General features: G+C 68.9%; 17 protein-coding genes, 1 tRNA gene and 1 pseudogene. 7 read left to right on the top strand and 12 right to left on the bottom strand.

The window, feature by feature from the left end:
* Window positions 1-3: 3 nt before the first annotated feature.
* Window positions 4-1,290, bottom strand: a complete 1,287-nt coding sequence (locus O2L01_RS21840; protein ID WP_270124157.1) for a zinc-dependent metalloprotease — start codon at window positions 1,288-1,290, stop codon at window positions 4-6.
* A gap of 113 nt (window positions 1,291-1,403) precedes the next feature.
* On the opposite strand from O2L01_RS21840, the gene O2L01_RS21835 reads away from it, so the two are divergent.
* Both O2L01_RS21835 and O2L01_RS21830 read left to right on the top strand, forming a co-directional pair.
* A complete protein-coding gene (locus O2L01_RS21835) occupies window positions 1,404-2,375 on the top strand; it encodes a YlbL family protein (protein WP_270124156.1) in 972 nt (323 codons plus the stop codon).
* A gap of 63 nt (window positions 2,376-2,438) precedes the next feature.
* On the top strand, window positions 2,439-5,411 hold the full coding sequence (locus O2L01_RS21830) for a UPF0182 family membrane protein (RefSeq protein ID WP_270124155.1): 2,973 nt from the start codon (window positions 2,439-2,441) through the stop codon (window positions 5,409-5,411).
* A gap of 71 nt (window positions 5,412-5,482) precedes the next feature.
* On the opposite strand, the gene O2L01_RS21825 is transcribed toward O2L01_RS21830, so the two are convergent.
* The 3 genes from O2L01_RS21825 to O2L01_RS21815 form a co-directional block, all read right to left on the bottom strand.
* Entirely contained in the window at window positions 5,483-6,319 is an 837-nt protein-coding gene (locus O2L01_RS21825; RefSeq protein ID WP_270124154.1) for an NAD(P)H-binding protein, read from the bottom strand.
* 305 nt (window positions 6,320-6,624) lie between these two features.
* Window positions 6,625-8,415, bottom strand: coding sequence for a serine/threonine-protein kinase (locus O2L01_RS21820; RefSeq protein ID WP_270124153.1), 1,791 nt, complete (start codon window positions 8,413-8,415; stop codon window positions 6,625-6,627).
* A gap of 203 nt (window positions 8,416-8,618) precedes the next feature.
* Window positions 8,619-8,921: a hypothetical protein gene (locus O2L01_RS21815; RefSeq protein ID WP_270124152.1), complete on the bottom strand. Its 303-nt coding sequence runs from the start codon at window positions 8,919-8,921 to the stop codon at window positions 8,619-8,621.
* A gap of 364 nt (window positions 8,922-9,285) precedes the next feature.
* Between O2L01_RS21815 and O2L01_RS21810 the strand changes: the two genes are divergently transcribed.
* Window positions 9,286-10,227 (top strand): helix-turn-helix domain-containing protein, encoded by a 942-nt coding sequence (locus O2L01_RS21810; RefSeq protein ID WP_270124151.1) that lies wholly within the window; start codon window positions 9,286-9,288, stop codon window positions 10,225-10,227.
* Window positions 10,228-10,288: 61 nt separating this feature from the next.
* On the opposite strand, the gene O2L01_RS21805 is transcribed toward O2L01_RS21810, so the two are convergent.
* Entirely contained in the window at window positions 10,289-10,462 is a 174-nt protein-coding gene (locus O2L01_RS21805) for a DUF397 domain-containing protein (RefSeq protein ID WP_270124150.1), read from the bottom strand.
* Between the two features lie 122 nt (window positions 10,463-10,584).
* Complete coding sequence (locus O2L01_RS21800; protein WP_270124149.1) at window positions 10,585-11,496, bottom strand: cation diffusion facilitator family transporter; 912 nt, start codon at window positions 11,494-11,496, stop codon at window positions 10,585-10,587.
* Window positions 11,497-11,824: 328 nt separating this feature from the next.
* Between O2L01_RS21800 and O2L01_RS21795 the strand changes: the two genes are divergently transcribed.
* Window positions 11,825-12,298 (top strand): hypothetical protein, encoded by a 474-nt coding sequence (locus tag O2L01_RS21795; RefSeq protein WP_270124148.1) that lies wholly within the window; start codon window positions 11,825-11,827, stop codon window positions 12,296-12,298.
* Between the two features lie 55 nt (window positions 12,299-12,353).
* On the opposite strand, the gene O2L01_RS21790 is transcribed toward O2L01_RS21795, so the two are convergent.
* Window positions 12,354-12,740 (bottom strand): phage holin family protein, encoded by a 387-nt coding sequence (locus tag O2L01_RS21790; protein WP_270124147.1) that lies wholly within the window; start codon window positions 12,738-12,740, stop codon window positions 12,354-12,356.
* A gap of 216 nt (window positions 12,741-12,956) precedes the next feature.
* On the opposite strand from O2L01_RS21790, the pseudogene pstB reads away from it, so the two are divergent.
* Window positions 12,957-13,835 (top strand): annotated as a pseudogene (gene pstB / locus O2L01_RS21785) (phosphate ABC transporter ATP-binding protein PstB); the annotation flags it as partial.
* A 116-nt stretch (window positions 13,836-13,951) separates the two neighbouring features.
* Here the strand turns inward: pstB and pstA are convergent.
* The 4 genes from pstA to phoU form a co-directional block, all read right to left on the bottom strand.
* On the bottom strand, window positions 13,952-14,842 hold the full coding sequence (gene pstA, locus O2L01_RS21780) for a phosphate ABC transporter permease PstA (RefSeq protein WP_270124146.1): 891 nt from the start codon (window positions 14,840-14,842) through the stop codon (window positions 13,952-13,954).
* Window positions 14,839-15,825 (bottom strand): phosphate ABC transporter permease subunit PstC, encoded by a 987-nt coding sequence (gene pstC / locus O2L01_RS21775; protein WP_270124145.1) that lies wholly within the window; start codon window positions 15,823-15,825, stop codon window positions 14,839-14,841. The genes pstA and pstC overlap by 4 nt, the downstream gene beginning before the upstream one ends.
* An 82-nt stretch (window positions 15,826-15,907) precedes the next feature.
* Window positions 15,908-16,969 (bottom strand): phosphate ABC transporter substrate-binding protein PstS, encoded by a 1,062-nt coding sequence (gene pstS / locus O2L01_RS21770; protein ID WP_270124219.1) that lies wholly within the window; start codon window positions 16,967-16,969, stop codon window positions 15,908-15,910.
* Window positions 16,970-17,187: 218 nt separating this feature from the next.
* Window positions 17,188-17,835, bottom strand: a complete 648-nt coding sequence (gene phoU / locus O2L01_RS21765; protein ID WP_270124144.1) for a phosphate signaling complex protein PhoU — start codon at window positions 17,833-17,835, stop codon at window positions 17,188-17,190.
* Between the two features lie 159 nt (window positions 17,836-17,994).
* Here phoU and O2L01_RS21760 point away from each other — a divergent pair, with 159 nt between their 5' ends.
* Window positions 17,995-18,744, top strand: coding sequence for a hypothetical protein (locus O2L01_RS21760; RefSeq protein WP_270124143.1), 750 nt, complete (start codon window positions 17,995-17,997; stop codon window positions 18,742-18,744).
* Between the two features lie 102 nt (window positions 18,745-18,846).
* Here the strand turns inward: O2L01_RS21760 and O2L01_RS21755 are convergent.
* Window positions 18,847-18,922: transfer RNA gene (locus O2L01_RS21755), tRNA-Lys, on the bottom strand.
* A gap of 115 nt (window positions 18,923-19,037) precedes the next feature.
* Here O2L01_RS21755 and obgE point away from each other — a divergent pair.
* The gene (gene obgE / locus O2L01_RS21750) at window positions 19,038-20,501 is read left to right on the top strand and encodes a GTPase ObgE (protein WP_270124142.1); all 1,464 of its coding nucleotides are present in this window, start codon (window positions 19,038-19,040) and stop codon (window positions 20,499-20,501) included.
* Window positions 20,502-20,960: the final 459 nt, after the last annotated feature.

Here is a 20,960-nt window from a genome sequence, read left to right as displayed (position 1 = left end):
GGGCTACTTTTCCCCAGGCTCCTCGTCTCCGTCGCCAGGTTCGTCGTCATGGTCCTTCGGGTCGTTGACTGCGAGCTGGTCGAACATCGACATGTCGAGGTCTTCGAGCGCCTCGGAGACGGTGGCGAAGCCCTCGGGGTGCTCCAGGTCGCCCGCGCTCGGCATGAGGTCAGGGTGCGCCCAGACCGCCTCGCGCCCCTCGATGCCCCGCGCCTCGGTGAGCGACTGCCACAGCTGCGTCGCCGCCCGCACCTTCGCCGGGTCGAGCTCGAGCCCGACCAGCGCCTCGAAAGTCTGCTCGGCCGGTCCGCCGGTCGCCCGGCGGCGCCGCGCGGCCTCCATGAGCCGGTCGATCGTGGGCAGCCGCTCGCCCACGGCCTCGGCCACGACCGTGTTCACCCAGCCGGCGATGAGCGCCAGCGTCGTGCCCAGGCGCGACAGGGCCGCCTTCTGCTGCTCGGTGTCCTCGGTCTTGAAGACCTCGCTCAGGTCCAGGGTCGCCGCGGCCTCGGGGTCCATCGGGTCCATGCCCGACATGGCCTCCTCGATCGCGGACTCGTCGATGCTGATCTCCCGCGCGTACGCCTCCAGCGCGCCCAGCAGGTGCGAGCGCAGCCACGTCGCGTGCGTGAAGAGCCGGTGCGTCGCGGCCTCGCGGAGCGCGACGTAGAGCCGCACCTCCTCGACCGGCAGCTCCAGGCCCGCGGCGTACTCGGTGATGTTCCCCGGCAGCAGCGCGGCCACGCCCGTCTTGCCAAGCGGCAGACCGACTTCGGACGAGGAGAGCACCTCCCCGGCGAGCTTCGCGAGCGCCTGGCCCATCTGCGCCCCGAACAGGGCCGAGCCGACGCCCTTCATGACGTCAGCCATCGGGCCGAGCATCCCGGCCATCTCCTCGGGCACGAGCGTCTGCATCGCCTCGCCCATCTGGGCGGCGAGCGGCTCGGCGAGCTGCTTCCAGGAGTTCTCGGTCTGCGCGATCCACTGCTTGCGGGTCCACGCGTCAGTGGCCGTGACGCCCGAAGGCCAGTTCACGGCGGAGTCGAGCCACAGGTCGGCGAGGCGCACCGCCTCGGCGACGTGCGCCTGCTCGGCGGGGCCGACCGTGTTCTCGGCCTTCAGCTCGGACTCGGCGAGCTGCTTGGCGAGCTGCCAGTTGACCGGTCCGGACGAGAGCGACTGCGCCATCATCTGCTGCAGTTGCTGCATCATCTGCTGCACGCGCGGGTCGTTCGGATCGGGCAGGTCGCCGCCCAGGTTGCCGAAGCCGAAAGGAATGTCGGAGCCCATGGGCCAACCGTACGTCAGAGTGGGGGTCGCGGGCCACGGCCCGCCGATCTGAAGGCGCCCTGTTCGCTGCGGGCCGAACACGCCTGTGGGCTACGGCATGTAGGCTTCCGCGCATGCGAAGGCGAGGAATCACCGTCCTGTTGGGTGCGGTCCTGGTGGCGCTGCTGACCTGGCAGGCGCTCTCGATGGACGTCGCCTACGTGGTCTTCAGCCCCGGCCCGACCGAGAACGTCCTCGGGGCCGAGGAGGTCGACGGGGTCGAGCACCAGATGATCAGCGCCGACCCCGAATACGCCTCGGAAGGGGAGCTGCGCCTCACCACCGTGCGCGTCAAGCAGTCGGTGACCCTCGTTCAGGCCCTGCGCTACTGGCTGTCCAATGAGTACGCCATCGTGCCCCGAGACCTGGTCTACCCGCCCGGCGAATCCGAGGAGGACATCGCCGAGGAGCAGGAGGCCGACTGGGCCGAGTCCCAGTCGAACGCCGAGCAGGCCGCCCTCGGCTACCTCGGCGAGCCCGCCGTCATCGAGGTCGTGGCCGACTCCGGCGGCCTCGTCGCCGGCGACGTCCTCACCGCCGTGGACGGGACCGCCGTCACCTCGCTCCAAGACCTCGCCGATTACGCCGACAGCGAAACCACGGTCACCGTCACCCGCGCCGGCGCCCCCGTCGAAGTCCCCGGCGTGACCCTCGGCGACGCCGATCTCCAATCCACCCACGACGACCCGTACAACATCGAGATCGACACCGAAGCGCTCGACATCGGCGGCCCCTCGGCCGGCCTGATCTTCGCGCTCGGCATCGTCGACCGGGTCACCGAGGGCGATCTCACCGACGGGAAGGTCATCGCCGGCACCGGCGAGATCGACCCCGAAGGCAACGTCGGCCCCATCGGCGGCATCCAGCAGAAGGTGACCGCGTCCGTCGAACTGGGCGCCGAAGTCTTCCTCGCGCCCGCCGCCAACTGTTCGGACGCCGTCACCGTTCCGCACGAAGATATGACTATTGTCAGAGTCGAGACGCTCGAGGACGCGGTCTCGGCGCTTGAGTCCCTAGCGGCCGGCGGGGAAGTCACGACCTGCTGACCCCGGGCCGCGAGACGTGAAGGAGTTGCTGCAGTGGCGAACCGGACGCCCACCCCCCCACGGATGAGCAGACGAGGACGCTACGTCCTGATACTCCTGGTGGGCGCGATAGTCCTCCTCTCGGTGCTCGGCTGGCTCGTCGGCCTGCGCACCGACTACCTCTGGTACGACTCCGTCGGCTACACCTCGGTGTTCTCCACCATGATGTGGACCCGCCTGGGGCTCTTCGGGGTCTTCGCCCTGGCGATGGCCGCCTGGACCGGCCTCAACCTCTACCTCGCCTACCGCTTCCGGCCCGACACCTGGCCCGCCACGAGCGAGCAGGAGGGCCTCGAGCGCTACCGCGAACTCATCTCGCCGCGCGCCGGCTGGTGGATCGGCGGCGTCGCCGCCATCATCGGCATCTTCGCCGGCATGTCCGCCCAGAGCCGCTGGGAGACCTGGCTGCTGTTCCGCCAAGGCGGCAGCTTCGACCACCCCGACCCCGTCCTGCACATGGACGCCGGGTTCTACGTCTTCCGCCTCCCCTTCTGGCAGTTCCTCATCGGCTTCGGCTTCGCCGCGGTCGTGGTCGGCATCCTCGCGTCCCTCAGCGCCTACTACCTCTACGGCGCGCTGCGCTTCTCCGGCCAGGGCGACCGCATGACCAACGTCGCGCGCATCCACCTCTCGGTGCTCGTCGCGCTCTTCCTGGGGCTCAAGGCCGTCGCCTACTACTTCGACCGCTTCGACTTCACCACCCAGGACAACCAGGTCACCGGCATCGTCGGCGGCGGCTACACCGAGATGACCGCCCTCATGAACGCCAAGAACGCGCTCATCTGGGTCTCCCTCATCGCCGCCGTCGTCATCCTCGTCTTCTCCTGGGGCTTCACCCGCTCGCTGGCGCTGCCCGCCGCGGCCCTCGGCCTCGTCGTGGTCACCGCGATCGCCGCCGGCGGCATCTACCCCGCCGTCGTCCGCAACTTCCAGGTCGAGCCCAACCGCCCCCAGCGCGAAGGCCCCTACGCCCAGCACACCATCGACGGCACCCGCTACGCCTACGGCATGGAGGACCTGGAGACCACCACCTACCCGGTCGCCTCCCAGCCCAACGCCGAGGCCATGGCCGCCGACCAGTCCACGGTCCCGTTCGTGCGACTCATCGACCCGTTCGTCGTCTCGGACGCCTTCACCCAGGCCCAGCAGCCGCGCAGCTTCTACGACTTCAACGAGAAGCTCGACATCGACCGCTACACCTACACCGACGAGAACGGCAAAGAGGTCACCCAGGACTTCGTCGTCGGCCTGCGCGAACTCAACCCGGGCCAGCTCACCGACGAGCAGCAGGACTGGACCGTCGCCCACACCGTGTACACGCACGGCTGGGGCTTCGTCTCCGCCTCGACCACCGAGAGCGACAGCGGCGCCCCCTGCTTCACCTCCGGCGTCCTCTCCGACGACCCCGGCAACTGCCAGATCGGCAACGACATCATCGACGTCGAGAAGCCCCAGATCTACTACGGGCTCTTGAACAACGAGTACGCGATCGTCGGCGTCCCCGAGGGCGACACGCCCCGCGAGTACGACCGGCCCACCGACGTCGCCGTCAGCGACGAGGACTCCAGCGAAGCGGACGCCGAGGAGATCGGCGACGACCGCTACACCACCTACGAAGGCGACGGCGGCATCGACATCGGCTCCGTCGGCCGCCGACTCCTCTACGCCTGGGAGTTCCAGGAGCCCCGCTTCCTGCTCTCCGACCAGATCAACGACGAGTCACAGCTCCTCTACAACCGGAACGTGCGCGAGCGCGTCCAGAAGGTCGCCCCGTTCCTCACCGTCGAGGCCGACCCCTACCCGGCCGTGGTCGACGGCGAGATCGTCTGGATCGTCGACGGCTACACCACGACCAACGACTTCCCCTACTCCGACCGGGTCAACCTCGCCGAGGCGACGAACGACACCTACTCGGGCCAGGGCGTCGCGAATCAGGCCAACGAGGAGATCAACTACATCCGCTCCTCCGTCAAGGCTGTCGTCAACGCCTACGACGGCTCCGTCAAGCTCTACGAGTTCGACGACCAGGACCCGATCCTGAAGGCCTGGAACGAGATCTACGGCGGGGACCTCATCACGCCGAAGGAGGACATCCCCGCCTCCCTCGAAGCGCACTTCCGCTACCCGCAGGACATGTTCAAGATCCAGCGCAACCTGCTCCAGCGCTTCCACGTCGACGAGGCCCGCACCTTCATCGAGGGCAGCGAGGCCTGGGCGACCCCCGAGGACCCGTCGCAGCAGTCGCCGGTCATCCAGCCGGCCTACTACGTCTACGCGACCTACCCGGAGCAGACCCAGCCGTACTTCCAGCTCACCAGCACCTTCACGCCGAGAAACCGCGAGAACGCGCTGGCCAGCCTCATGTCCGGCTACTACGACGAGAACGGCGATCCACGCCTCCAGATCTACGACGTGGTGGGCGGCGACGACCAGTCGGTGCGGCAGATACACCAGATCATCACGTCCACATCGGAGGTGGTGACGACGCTCCGGGACGCCACGCAGGCCGGCACCACGGTCGAGTGGGGCAACCTGCTCGCGCTGCCGGTCGGCGACGGCATCCTGTACCTCGAACCGATGTACCTGCGACGGCAGGCGGGCGGCCAGGGCGAGGACCTGCCGCGGCTCACGAACGTCGCGATCAGCTACGGCGGTTATGTGGGCTTCGCGCCGACGTTCGAGGAGGCCGTCAACATGGTGGTCGACAAGTACGTCTCGGGAGCGCCCAGCGAGGCCGAGCAGAACGAGGGCGAGTCGGACGGCGAGACGCCGAGCGAGACGCCGTCGGAGACGCCGAGCGAAGCGCCTTCGAGCGAGGCGCCGCCGACCGCCGAGCCGCCGGAAGTCGAGGCCGCGATCGCGCAGGTCCTCGAGGCCCAGGCGGCGTACGAGGAGGCGCAGGCCTCCGGCTCGAACGAGCAGGAGGGCGCGGCCCTGGACGCCCTGCTCGCGGCGCTCGACCAGCTCGAGGCCGCGAGGAACGCGGCGGGCCAGTAACGGCCTTGCCCCGCAAGTGAAGCAGCGCCCGGCGACCGGAAGGCCGCTGGGCGCTTTCGCGTCCGCGCCGCTCAGCCGCCGAACGCGGCGGCGTGCTCGACGGCCCACTGCCCGAACGTCGACGCGGGCCGCCCGAGCACGCGCTCGACCGCGTCGGTGCTCGGCCCGGCCTCGCGGGCGAAGTCGGCGAGCGAGCCGAGCAGCCGGGCGGGGATCTCCTCGGGCAGGCCCTGGGCGAGCATCGCGGCCCGCACCTGCTCGGGCGCGAGCTCGACGAACTCGAGGTGCCGGCCGATCGCCTCGCCGATCAGCCGCACCTTCTGCGTCTGGGTCAGTGATTCGGGTCCGGTGATCACGTAGGAGCGGTGCTCGTGCCCGCTCTCGGTGAGGGCCTTGACGGCGACGGCGGCGATGTCGCGCTCGTGGATCGTGGACGAGGCGGCCTTCGCGTAGGCGCCGCGCACTGCGCCGCTGGGGATCTGCGGGGCCCAGGCGAGGGTGTTGGTGGCGAAGTCCGTGCAGCGCAGGTGCGTCCACGCCAGGCCGGAGTCCTCCGCCGCGCGCTCGGCGGCGACGAAGCCGGCGGCGAACCGCGGCTCTCCCGCCGGGTGGACGACCGTGGCCGAGGAGATCACGGCCACACGCTGCACGCCTTGGGCTGCAGCGGTTTTCAGCAGGTTCGCGGCCTCGGGCCCGGCTGCGCGGGGGCTGAGCAGGACGCCTTCGACGCCCTCCCAGTGCTCGTCGAGCGAGCCCGGCTGCGACGGGTCGGCGTTGATGACGCGCACGCCTTCCGGCAGGAGCGCGGCCGGGTTGCGGGTGACGGCGGTGACAGCGTGTCCGGCCTCGCGCAGCAGTTCCATGGCGGAGCGGCCGACCGGTCCGGTGGCGCCGATGATGACGATCATGGGGGAGTTCCCTTCGAGTCGAACGGTGTTGACTCCTAGATCGATCAGCGCCCTGCTTCGTGACAATTCGAGGTTGTGAACCCGGTCGCAGGACCCCGAGCCGGGCCGAAGCGGATCATCATCCCGTTGGCCGTTGGCCGTTGGCCGTTGGCCGTTGGCCGTTGGCCGTTGGCCGTTGGCCGTTGGCCGTTGGCCGTTGGCCGTTGGCCGTTGGCCGTTGGCCGTTGGCCGCGACACCTTGCTCAGCGAGCTCGACGCGGTGAATCTCAGGTCAGCGCCGACTCATCGTCCAATCAGACCGAGCGCTACTGCTCCTCGTTCGGGGCTTCCGTCTGGTCCGACTCGGGCTTGCATCCTTCGGCGTCCGCCGCGCGCTTCACCGTCAGCTGGACCGTGGTGCCCTCTTCGACTTCGCTTCCGCCGCTGGGGGACTGGCGCACCACACCGCAGCGGGTCTCGCCTTCGCCCTCGTAGTCGACCGCCGCGACCAGGCCCGATTCCTCGATGCGGGAGCGCGCGTCGGCCTCGGACTGCGTGACCACGTTCGGCACCGACGTCTTCGCGGGCGGCGGCGGGGACGGGCTCTCCGAAGTGCTCGGCGCGCCGCTCGGCGTGAGCGAGGGTCCGGCCGAAGCCGTGCCCTCGGCGGGCTGCGACGCGCCCGCGTCCGTCGCGGTCTCGCTCGGGTCGGCCGAGGGCTCCTCGTCCTCGCCGTCGTCGCCGCCGCCCTCCCAGAAACCGCCGTCGCCGTCCTGGCCTTGGACTTCGGCGCCGTCGAGGCCGGTCTCGCCGGTCGGCAGCGTGCCGGTCGGGTCGTCCTCGCCCCACGGCAGCGTGATCGCGATGGCGGTGATGGCCGCCACCGCAGTGAGCGTTCCGGCCAGTGCCCTCCACAGGCCGCGGCGGCGTCGAGGCGCCTCGTCTGCGGGCACCGGCGCCGCGCCGGTGGGCCCGGTCGGCGGGGCCACCGCGTGCGCCCCGGTGTGCGCGCCGGTGAACGGCGGCAGCGTGTGCCCGTCCGTGTGCGGCGGCGTGGACGGGTGCGGCTCGTGCGGCGTCGAGGTCGCGCGCGGCAGTGGTTGCGGTCCGGTCTGATGCGCCGGCTGCGGGCCGACGCGCGCGCCCATGTCGCCCTCGTGCCGCCGGTGCGTGCCCGAAGGCGGGCCCACGGCGCTCACCGCGCCGCTGCCGATCGCGGCCGGTCGCGCGGGCTGGACCCTGGTGCGCGCCATGGCGGGAGCGCGGTTGGCGAGCATCGCCGCGCGCGTCTCGGCGCAGGCCTCGGCGAGTTCGGCGGCATCGGTCCAGCGGGCCGACGGGTCCTTCTGGAGCGAGCGGCGCACGATCTCGGTGACCTCGTACGGGATCTCGGCGGGCAGCAGCGGCGGTGCGTTGCGCAGGTGCGCGGAGAGCACCCCGAGCGGGGTGTCGGCCTTGAACGGCGGCGAGCCCGCCAGGCACTGGTGGGCGACGACTCCGAGCGAGTACAGGTCCGAAGCGGGTGTGAGGTTCTCGCCGGCGGCCTGCTCGGGGGACATGTAGGTGACCGTGCCGAGCACGACTCCGGTGGTCGTGAGGGTCAGGTTGTGGCTCACGCGCGCGATCCCGAAGTCCACCAGGACGACCGAGCCGTCCGCGCGCACGAGGATGTTGCCGGGCTTGATGTCCCGGTGCACGATTCCGGCGCTGTGGGCCACGTGCAGCGCCTCGGCGACGCCGCCGACGACGCGGAGCGAGTCGGCCGGGCTGAGCTTGCCCCACAGGCCGAGCAGGCGCGAGAGCGGCTTGCCGTCGACGTACTCCATGATCAGGTACGCGAGCTGGGCGTCCTCGTCCTCGATCTCGCCGTAGTCGTAGACCTCGACGACGCCGGGTCCCTGCATGACGGCGATCGCGCGGGCCTCGCGGCGGAAGCGCTCGCGGAAACCGCGGTCGTCCACGAGGTCGGCGAGGAGGACCTTGATCGCGACCGTGCGCCAGAGGATCGTGTCGACGCCCTCCCAGACGTCGCCCATGCCACCGCCGCCGATGCGGCGTTCGAGCCGGTACCGCCCGTCCAGGACCACGCCAGGCTTGAGGTTGCGAGTGCTCAGCATCCGGCGGCTTTCCCCTCCTCGGCGAAGCTCGCGGGCCGTGATTTCGCAGCTCTTGGCGAAGTCGGCGAGCGTCGTTTCGTCCAGTGTCGGACCAGTTCTGAGGGACTAACGAACGGCGGCGGCTGAGGCTACGCGCTGGATCGGGCGAACTTCGGCCCGATCGAGGATTTTTCGGCGCCGCGATCCGCCCGCGGCGCCGGCCGCTAGGACTTGGCGGCGGCGACGACGGCGCCGATGGCGTGCACGGAGGTCGCGGGTTCGGGGAGGGGGCAGGGGAGGGTCTGACCGGCGACGGCCTGGCCGAGCTGGCCGTCCCAGCACGCCCACGAGTGGCAGGGCCAGGACTGGCTGCAGTGCCCGCAGACGGGGTGCTTGGTGCTGCGCTGGTCGAGGGCGGGGGTGTGCCGCTTCCACCAGCGGGCCTGCACGCGCCAGAGGCTCGGCACCAGCACTTCGCTGGGCGGCTCGTCCGGCGGGGGGTTGTCGAGTGTGTACGGACTTCGCAAGGCGGGCTGCCTTTCAGAACTTTCGATGGGTTGGGATCGCTTGTGGCCCTTGGTATCCGGGCGTCAAGGTCCGGTGTGACCTGGTCGATGCCGAGTCGCGGTGTCGAATCGGTACAGTCGAGGGGAGGCGGATAGCCCCTCCGTACAGTAGAATTGCACATGCAGAATTTGGATGCAAGAGGTATAACCGGATCGGGTGGCGATTCCTCCCGCCCCGCGGCCGCGCAGGCGAGACTCGGACGATCGGTCTCGGCGACGCCGGCGGCCGCAGTTGAGAACAGCTGACGTTACCGGGTGAGCGGTCCAGAAGTCCTCCACCTCTCTCGGTGCGTCCTCACCGAATCCGGAGAGATCAGGGTGTCAAATGGGAACATCGAACGACAACGCTGAGAGCGATCTGCCGAAGAAGTTGGGAGGCAAGGCGATGCCTTCGACCGGCAGTCCCACTGTCCGCCGCCGCCGAGCCGGGAAGATCCTCCGGGACCTGCGCGAGAAGTCCGGAAAGGACGCCAACGACGCCGCCGCGGCCCTCGAGGTCACCAGCTCCACGATCTACCGGATGGAACTCGGCCGGGTCGGGATCAAGCCCCGCGACGTCCAGGCCCTCGTCGAGGTCTACGGCGTCGAGGACTCCGACCTCGTGGACGAGCTGGTGCGCCTGGCCCGGGACGGCCGCAAGCGCGGCTGGTGGGCCCGGTACTCCGACACCATCTCCCCGCCGTACGCCACCTACATCGGGCTGGAGCAGGACGCCTCCAGCCTGAACGTCTACGACGGCCTGATCATCAACGGCCTCTTGCAGACCCGCGAGTACGCCACGGCCACTTTCGGGATGGTCCCGGAGCAGTCGCAGCGGTTCATGACCGAGCGGATCGACCTGCGCATGGAGCGCCAGCAGCGGCTGCGCGGGGACCTGAAGATCTGGAACGTCATCGACGAGGCCGCCATCCGCCGCGTGCTCGGCGGCCCGAAGGTCATGATCGACCAGTTGCAGAACCTGCTCGAGCTCGGCTCGCTCCCGAACGTGCACCTCCAGGTGCTGCCGTTCGAGGGCGGCGCCTACCCCGGCATGCTCTCCTCGTTCACGATCCTCGGCTTCGGCCCGCTTGAAGGCGAGGTCGACCCCGGCTACCGCCACCCGGACGTGGTCTACATCGAAGGCCACAACGGCGACGTGTACGAGGAGGGCGCTGACGTGCAGCCCTTCCACGAGATCTTCGGGTACCTGCGCTCGGCCGCGCTCGACCCGGGCCGCAGTCTCGAGTTCATCGAGCAGCAGGCCCAGAACCTCAAGTCCTCGCTTTAACGGGCACAGCAAGGGGGCGGACGCGGAACCGATTCCGCATCCGCCCCCTCGCCCGTCCTTCTTACCTGCCGGTTGTCCGCAGCAGCGAACGCCAGTCGGCTCGGCTGGCGCGCAGGATCGGGCTCACCGTCAGCTTGGTGTCCCTGATCTCCACGGCCGCTTCCGCGAGCCTGGCCTCCACGCAGGCCCCATTGGGGCCTGACCTGCTGCTCTTCCTCCATGTGTGGGTCAACATGGATCTCCTCCTTCCAAGGAGCATTCGAGTCCCCAGGACGGTGTCGAGCTTAACCATTGCGCAACAAGGCGATCGTCGACTATCCGTCAATATCAGGTACCGGACAGAACGACTGCCGCGCTTCACCAATGCGGTGTGCCGCAGGCGGCCTCCGCGCTCCCGGGCTCGATTTGGACCGTCGCGTGCGCGATGTCGAATTGTTCTGCCAGCGTCCGCTGCGCGTCGCCGAGGACACTTCCGGGGTCGGCACCCGCGTCGACCGCGAGATGCACCGTCGCGACGTCCATACCCGAAGTCAAAGTCCACAAATGGAGATCGTGGACTTCTTTCACCCCTTCGAGTGCATTCAATGCGTTTTCGACGGCCTTCGGGTCGACGCCGACCGGTGCGTGCTGGAGGAGGATGCGCAGCGCGTCGCGGCCCAGCCGGTAGGCGCGCGGCAGGATGAACAGGCCCACGCCGACGGCGACCACGGAGTCCGCCGCGTACCAGCCGGTGAAGGCGATGAACACCGCGGCGGCGATCACGCCGAGCGAGGCGATCGCGTCGCCCAGGACCTCGACATACGCGCCGCGCACGTTGATCGACTCGGTGGCGGCAGAACGCAATAGGAGCAGGGACGTGACGTTCGCCGCCAGGCCGAACACGGCCACCGCGAGCATCGGCCCGGACTCGACCTCGGGCTGCTCGCCGAGGCGGCGCACGGCCTGCATGATGACGAAACCGGCCACGCCGAAGAGCAGCACCGTGTTCGCCAGCGCCGCCAGCACTTCGAGCCGGTACATCCCGTAGGTGCGGCGCGGGCGCCCGCCCGAGCGGCGCACCGCGATGATCGCCGCGAGCGCCATCGCGATCCCGAGGGCGTCGCCGGCGACGTGCCCGGCGTCCGAGAGCAGGGCCAGCGAATGGGTGTACCAGGCGGCGACCGCCTCCGCGGCCATCACGGCGAGCGCCAGGCCGAGGGCGAGCCACAGCCGGCCTTGGTGGCGTGAGCCGAGCGAGGCGGCTCCGGCGTGTGAGTGGTCGTGGCCCATGCGGGCGGCCCCCTTCATCTCGGTGCGGGTAGCACGAATCTATGGCTCGCAGGCGTCGCCAAGCGGCGAACCGGGCCTCGGCGGTGGAGTCCCCGCCGTCATCGAATGCTAACATGCGCACTATTGCATATGTTGGGACGGGGCGGTTCGACATCGGCATTTCCGGGTACTTGGAACCCCAAAACCGCCCGCCGTGGGACGCCCGATCCGCGGCATTTCTGTGCGGCGCAGATGAAATCGCCCGAACCAGGGGGACTTTCACAAATGCGGGGCGGGAATGGAATAATATTCGTACCAACATCATCAGCACTGGTCACGGGGGGTGACGATGAAAGACGCCATTGAAACCTCTGCCATCGCGTTCATCGCAATCGTCGCGATCGTCCTCATCTTCGCAGCCGTTCTCGGCCTGCGATCCATCATCGAGACCAAGCGCCGACGAAAAGTCAGGGCCAAGGCCGACGCCGAAGCCTGGACCGAACTCCTCGGCAACCAGCTCAAGATCGCCCCGGTCTCCGTGGGCGACCTCGAAGCCGCAGCGGCCCTCGACCGCGCGCGGAAACTCCACTACAACGCGGTCGAGAAACTCAAGACCGCCAAGAAGGCCAAGCAGTTCGCCCGGATCCGCACCTACGCGCTCGCCGGACTGCACAACCTGAACATCATGCGCCGCCGACTCGGCAAGGCACCCGGACCGCAGGGCCCCATGCCCTTCAACGCCGCGAGCCCCGCCAAGAACGCCAAGCGCGACAAGAACGTCCGCGACGTCCCCACAGGACCGTCCACAGGACTGCCCTTCTAGGGCCGAGAACGCAGAACGGGGGCGGCCGCACGGCCGCCCCCGTTTCGCACGCCCGCTACTCCTCGGCCGCCGGCTTGCGCGGCGCCAGCAGGTCCATCAGCCACATCGCCAGCGACACGATGATCGCGCCCCAGAACGCCGGCCAGAACCCGTCCACGTAGAAGCCCAGCGAGAGCTGCTCCGAGACCCAGCCGGTCAACCAGAACATCAGCGCGTTCACCACCAGCCCGAACAGGCCCAGCGTCAACACGTACAGCGCGCACCCGATCAGCATGATCAGCGGCTTCACGAACGTGTTCACCACCGTGAACACCAAGGCCACCAGCACGAGCGAGAAGAACCGCTCCAGCACCGAGTCGCCGTACAAGTGGATGCCGCCCACGATCGCCGTGGCCAGCCACAGCGCCAGCGCCGTCAAGACCAACCGCACCACAAATCTCATCCGGCCAGTATCGCCGCCCGAAGGACCCCGCGTCCAGTTTCGGCCCACATGCGGCGAGCGAGGGACGCCGCGGAACCGCCCGGCACCGGCGAGACCGACCCGGGCCCGCGGATTCACTCCCGGTTCACCCCGGATCGAACCCGAGGCCACCCGCCGCGCCTACAGTCGCGGCAGCCCGCTTCGCTTCCACACCTGCCTCGCGCAGAAGGAGAAACCATGAGCGACCCGTCGCTTTCGGCGCTCGGCCGCACCGTCGATCCCCGCAGGATCGGTGCGAACACCGCGCCCGCACCCCAGCACGGACCGGCCGGCCACGGCGCCCCCACCGTCTTCGACATCCGCGGCGTCAACGTCTACTACGGCGCCTACAACGCCGTCAAGGACGTCACCTTCACCGTCGCCAAGAACGAGATCACCGCGCTCATCGGCCCCTCGGGCTGCGGCAAGTCCACCCTCCTGCGCTCGCTCAACCGCATGAACGACCTCATCCCCGGCGCCCGCGTCGAAGGCACGGTCTCCTACCACGGCAAGGACGTCTACGGCGCCGGCGTCGACCCCGTCGAGGTCCGCCGCCGCATCGGCATGGTCTTCCAGAAGGCCAACCCCTTCCCCAAGTCCATCTTCGACAACGTCGCCTACGGCCCCAGGATCCACGGCGTGCCGCGCGCCGAGCGCGAGGCCATCGTCGAGGACTCCCTCAAGAAGGCCGCGCTCTGGGACGAGGTCAAGGACAAGCTCAAGCAGAGCGCCCTCGCCCTCTCCGGCGGCCAGCAGCAGCGCCTCTGCATCGCCCGCACGATCGCGCTGGCGCCCGAGGTGGTCCTCATGGACGAGCCGTGCTCGGCGCTCGACCCGATCGCCACGGCCCGCATCGAGGAGCTCATGGTCGACCTGGCCAAGCAGTTCACGATCGTGATCGTCACGCACAACATGCAGCAGGCCGCCCGCGTCTCGGACAAGACCGCGTTCTTCTCGACCGAGGTGAACGAGCAGAGCGACACCCGCACCGGCGTCCTCGTCGAGTTCGACGACACGCAGCGCATCTTCACGACGCCTTCGGACGAGCGCACCGAGAACTACGTGACCGGCCGTTTCGCCTCGGCGCGCCCCGCGACCCGAAACGGCCCCCGCGGTTTGGGGGGGGCCCTTTCGCGTGCAGAGCAGCGGCCCCCGCACCGGTGCGGGGGCCGCGGCGTAGAGACCGAGCAGTACTAGCGCTTGTCGATGGCGAACCGCGCCGCGATCACGCGCGCGACGATCGTGAACAGGAAGACGATCGCGATCAGCGTGAGGGCCGCGCCCCAGGCCCGCTCCTGCGACGCCGCGAACGGCTGCGTGGCGTTGCGGTAGATCTGCGCCGCCAGGGTCGTGTTCTCGCCGTAGAAGAGGTCGGGCTTGTAGATGTACGTCAAGCCCACCGTGACGATGATCGGCGCCGTCTCGCCCGCCGCGCGCGCCACCGCGAGCAGCGCGCCCGAGGTGATGCCCGAAGAGGCCGAAGGCAGGACGACGCTCATCGTGGTGCGCCACTTGCGCGCGCCGAGGCCCGCGGAGGCCTGGCGCAGCTCGTCGGGAACCAGCCGCAGCATCTCCTCGGCCGAGCGGATCACGATCGGCAGCATGAGGCAGGCCAGGGCGAGCGAGCCGCCGAAGCCGACCTTCTCGCCGATGACGACCACGTACGCGACGTAGATGAACAGGCCCATCACGATCGACGGCACGCCGGTCATGACGTCCGCCATGGTGCGGATGAACCGCGCGAGCGGCTTGTTCTTGCCGTACTCGTTCAGGTAGACCGCGCCCAGGACGCCCACCGGGATCGCGATCAGCGCCGCCATGCCGGTGATGGCGAGCGTGCCGAGGATCGCCGGGCCCATGCCCGGGCCCGCGGTGCGGTAGTTCCGCGGGATCTCCTCGGTGAGGAAGCCGAGGCTCAGCGCCGAGCCGCCGCGGGTGACGACCTCCCATGCGACGAGCACCAGCGGCAGGGCCGCGATGAGCACGCACAGGCCGATGAGGAGCGTCGCGGTGCGGTTGGCGAACGCGCGCCGTTTCGACAGGTTGCGCCCCGTCAGGTCCGGGGCGGTGTTGAGGCTCGTCATGAGTGGGCCCCCTTCATCTTGATCTCGGCGCGGCGGACGACCACGCGGGCGAGGAAGTTGATGAGCACGGTGATCGCGAACAGCTCCACGCCGATCGCGATGAGCGCGTCCTGGTGCAGGCCGCTCGACTCGCCCCACTGCTGCGCGATAATCGCGGCCATCGTGTTGCCGGGCTCGAAGAGGTTGGCGGACATGGAGGTCGCGCCGCCGATGACCAGCGCCACCGCGATGGTCTCGCCCATCGCGCGGCCCAGACCCAGCATCGAGGCGCCCACGAGGCCCCCGAAGGAGTGCGGCAGGATCGCGCCCTTGACCATCTCCCAGCGGGTGGCGCCGAGCGCGTACGCGGCCTGCTTGTCGGTCTCGGGCACGGTCGCGAAGACCTCGCGCGCGATCGAGGTGATGATCGGGACCGCCATGATCGCCAGCACCAGGCTCGCGGTGATGTAGTTGCGGCCGGTGTTGGACTCGTCGAAGATCGCGTTCAGGCCGGGCACGGGCGCGACGAGGTCGGCGAACCACTGGTACGCCGGGGTGATCGCCGGGACGACCACGAGGACCGCGACCAGGCCGAACACCACCGAGGGCACGGTGGCGAGGAGGTCGATCACGGTCACGATGTACTTGCGGGTGCGCCGGTGGGCGACCTCGGTGATGAACAGGGCGATGCCGATCGAGACGGGCACCGCGATGACCATCGCGATGAGCGAGGTGATCAGCGTCCCGTAGAGCATCGGGAAGGTGCCGAGCACGTCGTCGTTGGGCGCCCAGCGGGTGCCGGTGATGAAGCCGATCAGGCCCTCGTCCTGGAACGCGGGGGCGCTGCGCAGCGAGGTCGTGACCAGGATCAGGCCCAGTACGGCGAGGACGGTCAGCCCGGCCGCGGTCACCAGGGCCCGGAAGCCCCAGTCGGCCCTGCGGGAGCGGGCCTCGCCGCCGAGGTCGACCTCGGCGGGGGCTTCGGGGGTTGCCGTTGCGGTCAAGGTTCTCTCTCCGGTTTCGTCGGTGGAACGGCCGAAAACCCCAGCGGCGCGCTGGCCGTTGGGGTGATCGGATCCGGGGTTCCTAGTCGGCAATCGTCGAGTTCAGCGCTTCGACGGCCTGCTCCTGCAGGCTCTCGGGCAGCGCCGCGTAGCCGTTGTCGGCGGCCAGGTCCTGGCCGTCGGTGATGAGGTAGTTGACGAACTCCTTGACACCGGCGGCGACGTTCGCGTCCTCGTACTCGGTGCGGATGAGGATGTACGTCGGCGCGGTGATCGGGTAGGCCTCGGCGCCGGCCGCGTTCAGCGGGTTGTACGAGAGGTCGGCTTCGACCGTGGCGCCGGCGAGGGCGGCGGTCGCGCCTTCGAGGGTCGGCGCGATGAAGGCGCCGTCCGCGTTCTCGATGGAGGCGGTCACGAGGCCGACCTCGGTGGCGTCGGCGAGGTCGACGTAGCCGATCGCGCCTTCGGTGCTCTGGATGACCTGCGCGACACCGGTGTTCTTCTCACCGGCGACGGCGTTGCCCGGCCACTCGATGGTGTCGCCGGAGCCGAGGGTCCAGACGTCGGGCGAGGCCGCCTCGAGGAACTTCGAGAAGTTCGTGGTGGTGCCCGAGCCGTCCGAGCGGACCGCGAGCGTGATCGCGGTGTCCGGCAGGGTCACACCCGGGTTCGCCTCAGCGATCTCGGAGGCGTTCCAAGTGGTGATGGAGCCGACGAAGATCCCGGCCAGGACGTCCTGGGGGAGCTGCAGCGCGTCGACACCGGGCAGGTTGTAGGACACCGTGATCGGGGCGGCCACGGTCGGGATGTACTGGAAGCTGCCGGCCTCGACGCCGTCATCGTCCTTCACCAGCGAGTCGGTGCCCGCGAAGTCGTTCAGGCCCTCGCCGAACTCGGACTTGCCCGTGCCGGAGCCGGTCGCGTTGTAGGTCACCATGAGGTCGGGGTTCACTTCGGCGTAGGCCTCGATGGCCGCCGCGTAGAAGGCGTCCGGGAAGCTCGCGCCCGAGGCGTTGATCTCGCCGGAGGCGAGGTCGCCGGACCCGCCCTCTTCGTCGCCGTTTCCGCCGCCGCAGGCCGCCAGGCCGAAAGCGAGGGTGCCGGCGGTGATGCCGCCGATGATGGCTCTGCGGTTCAGTTTCATGTTCACAGCTGGTCTCTACTCCGTCTCCCGGCGCTCGGCCGGGCTACTGCTTCACTGTCCGCAACCATCAAAGCCAGACCCGGTGTTCACCCGCTGACTTGGAGTTGAACTCAAGGTGAACGACTGAGCGCGATTCGCAACAGTGAACTGAGACCTGCCGGAGGTACCCCTCTGAACAGGCGGTTTTACCGGGTATCGGCCCGGCTGTGATCGGACCGTTATGAACGATCCAGGTGAACATCCCCTGTCACGAGGTACACGACCTGGTGCGAGATGCGCACGGCGTGGTCGCCGAAGCGCTCGAAGAACCGCGCCAGGAGCGCCACGTCCACGGCCGTCTGCGGCCCGTAGCCGAGGCTCGGCACCTGCGCGTGGATGCGCTGCTGGATCGCGTCGAGCTCGTCGTCGTCGAGCCCCATCTGCGAGGCCTGCAGGTGGTCGCGCTCCTCGAGCACGGTCACCAGCTTCTGCGAGAGGTGCACCGCGGCCGCGCCCATCGCCGCGAAGTCCGCCCGCAGCGAATCGGGGATCACCGGCACGGGCGCGCGCAGGAGCACCGACTTCGCCACGTGCTTCGCCAGGTCGCCCATCCGCTCCAGGTCAACCGAGATCCGCACGGCCCCCAGCACGAACCGCAGGTCCGTCGCGACCGGGTCGTACTGCGTCATCAGCTCCACGATCCGGTCGTCCACCCGGAACTGCAACGCGTTCACCTGGTCGTCCGCGGCGACCACGGCCTCGGCCGCGGCCGTGTCGGTCTCGAGCAGCGCCGCACCCGCCTGCTCGACCGCGTCGCTGACGCGGCGGGCCATCTCGACCAGGAGCTCGTTGAGCTCGTTGAGATGCGCATGGAATACGTTCGCCATAGTGGACCAATCGAGGTAGGAAGGGTCGGATATGCGCCCAGTCTAGGCATCGCGGGCGCCTTCCACGTTTCCCCGGCTGGCAAACTCCGGGCGAACAGGCTTGGACGCACGGCGTTAGAGTGAGTGCGAAGCACGAACGATCCCCATGGAGCGGACCAGATGACCTACCCCTCGCAGCCGGGCTACCCGACGCCGCAGTACGGCGGCCCGTCCCCGCAGCCGCCGCAGCAGAACAACCTGTGGCTCATCGGCGGGGCGGTCGTGACGGTCCTCGTCATCATCATGACCGTGATCCTGCTGGTGGTGCAGCGCACCCAGAGCTCGGACACCAACGAGGGCGGCGGGGGCGACGGCTCGAGCGAGAGTGCCGACGGGGGCAACGACGGCGGCAATGACGGTGGCCAGGACAACGGCGGCGACGACGGCGGCGGCTCCGGCACGGTCGAGCTGAACTCCGACGCCTGCGACGCCTTCGACTTCAGCGCCTTCGAGGACGCCTACGGCCCCGTCGACCCGGACCAGACCACCCGCAGCGAGTCCAGCTCCAACGGGCTCGGCTCGCTCACCTGCTCGTACTACAACGCGGAGATCACCGGGGTCAACCTGACCATCTCCGACTACGAGACCGTGGAGGACACGGTCTACTGGGTCGAGTCGGACGCCGACTACTACAACTCGGAGAACGGCTACGAGTTCAGCGAGTACACCGAACTGGGCGACGCCGGCAGCTTCTACACGCAGGCCAGCGACGGCTACAAGAGCCTCACGCTCCACGTCGCGCTCGGCAGTCTCGACGTCAAGGTCTACACGACACTGTGGGACGGCGAAGGCGTCGAAGAGGCCGCCGCCACCGCCGTGCTCGAGGACTTCGTCACCCAATCGAGCGAGATGTTCGGCGACCTCTCCTAGTTCTGAGATCGCGAAGGGCCCGGCGGCCGAACGGCTGCCGGGCCCTTTTCCACACCCTGTCCGGGAAACCAAAAAGAGGCCCTGTGACCAGGACCTCTTGTGTGGTGCGCCGCCAGGGACTCGAACCCCGAACCCGCTGATTAAGAGTCAGCTGCTCTGCCAGTTGAGCTAGCGGCGCATGATGTTTGAGCTTCTACCGCACTTTCGCGCCGGTGTCTCTCGCACGAGGAGAAACTTTAGCATGTGCTGCGGCCACCGTCTCCGGGGGTCCCCGAGGTGGCTACGCTTGGACGGTGACAAGTTTCGTAGACCGCGTGAATCTCCAGGTCATTGCCGGTAAAGGTGGCAACGGCTGTGTGTCGGTCCACCGTGAGAAGTTCAAGCCGCTCGGCGGACCCGACGGCGGCAACGGCGGCCACGGGGGTGATGTGGTCTTCGTCGTAGACCCGAATGTGCACACCCTGCTCGACTTCCACTTCCAGACCCGCCTCCAGGGCGGCAACGGCAAGCAGGGCCAAGGGTCCAACCGGGACGGCGCCAACGGCGAGTCCATCCGGGTGTCCGTGCCCAACGGCACCGTCATCTATGCCGACGGTGAGATCCTCGCCGACCTCACCGGCAACGGCACCGAGGTGACGGTCGCGCACGGCGGCCGCGGCGGCCGCGGCAACCGCGCGCTCGTCAGCTCCAAGCGCAAGGTCCCCGGCTTCGCCGAACTCGGCGAGGCCGGCGATGAGCTCTCCGTCGTCCTCGAACTCAAGAGCGTGGCCGACGTCGGCCTCGTCGGCTTCCCCTCCGCGGGCAAGTCCTCCCTCATCGCCGCGATGTCGGCCGCCCGGCCGAAGATCGCCGACTACCCGTTCACGACCCTGGCCCCGAACCTCGGCGTCGTGTCCGCCGGAGAGACGACCTACACCATCGCGGACGTCCCGGGCCTCATCCCGGGCGCGGCCGCCGGCAAGGGCCTCGGACTCCAGTTCCTCCGGCACATCGAGCGCTGCGCGGTCCTCGCGCACGTCGTCGACTGCGCCAGCCTCGAGTCCGACCGCGACCCGGTCTCCGACATCGACGCCCTCGAGCACGAGCTCGCCGAGTACGGCGGCCTCGCCGACCGGCCGCGCATCATCGTCCTCAACAAGATCGACCTCCCGGACGGCCGCGAACTCGCCGAGTACGTCCGCGGCGATCTCGAGAAGTACGGGTGGCCGATCTACGCCGTCAGCGCCGTCAGCCGTGAAGGACTGAAGGAGCTCAACTTCGCCTTCGCCAAGGAGGTCGTGGAGTTCCGCGAAGCGCAGCCGCCGGTCGAGGCGACCCGCGCGGTGATCCGCCCGATCGCCGTCGACGACTCCGGCTTCAAGGTGAAGAGGGTGAAGCCCGCGTTCGAGGGTGACGTCGAATTCATCGTCTCCGGCGCCAAGCCCGAGCGCTGGATCAGCCAGACCAACTTCGAGAACGAAGAGGCGGTCGGCTACCTCGCCGACCGACTCGCGAACCTCGGTGTCGAAGACGCACTCGTGAAGGAAGGCGCGGTGCCCGGCTCGTACGTCCGCATCGGGGACCACGAGTTCGAGTGGCAGCCGACCGACCCGAACATCGTCGCGACCGTCGGCCCCCGTGGCACCGACGCCCGATTCGAAGTCAGCGACCGCAAGGGCGCCGACGAACGCCTCGCCGAGCGCAAGGAACGCCGCGCTGAGGTGCTCGAAAGGGTCGCGAAAGAAGAGGAAGCCAGGGGCAAACGTCGCAAGCGATAGCCCCAATTGCGGACTGACCTGCAAAAACGTGTGGTTCGCAAGGGTGTGGCGCCGAGCACGCACCCCCCTTGCGAACCCCGTTTCCAGGTCGCGTAAATTTGTCTTTGCCCGAGGGGGAAACGGACAGGAAAGCCGAAAGGCCCTGGCCCAGAACCAAAAGGGTAAAACTCCGAACGAATCGATCGGGGGGCCAAAACGGCCCGAAAACCGGTCTGGTAAGTTACTGGAGCCGCTCCGGTCGGAGAGGAACTTCCAAGAAGTTTCAGATCTGATTAGTGCGTGTTGTTTGAGAACTCAACAGGGTGTTTGGATGGTCAGCGTGCGGGCTGATTGAGGTCGCTGGACAAGGTTTCGGCGGTTCTTGGTTGGTACTGTTTTTGACTGTCTTTTCCTTGGGACACTTGCTTGGTGTCCCGTTGAAAATCGGTCAGGACATGCTTCGACACATACCAAAGTCGC

Origin of the sequence: Glycomyces lechevalierae, from assembly GCF_027622945.1 — a bacterium.
GTDB lineage: Bacteria > Actinomycetota > Actinomycetes > Mycobacteriales > Micromonosporaceae > Glycomyces > Glycomyces rutgersensis.
The sequence above is the reverse complement of the archived record's forward strand: the minus strand, read 5'-3'. Positions and strand labels throughout refer to the sequence as shown.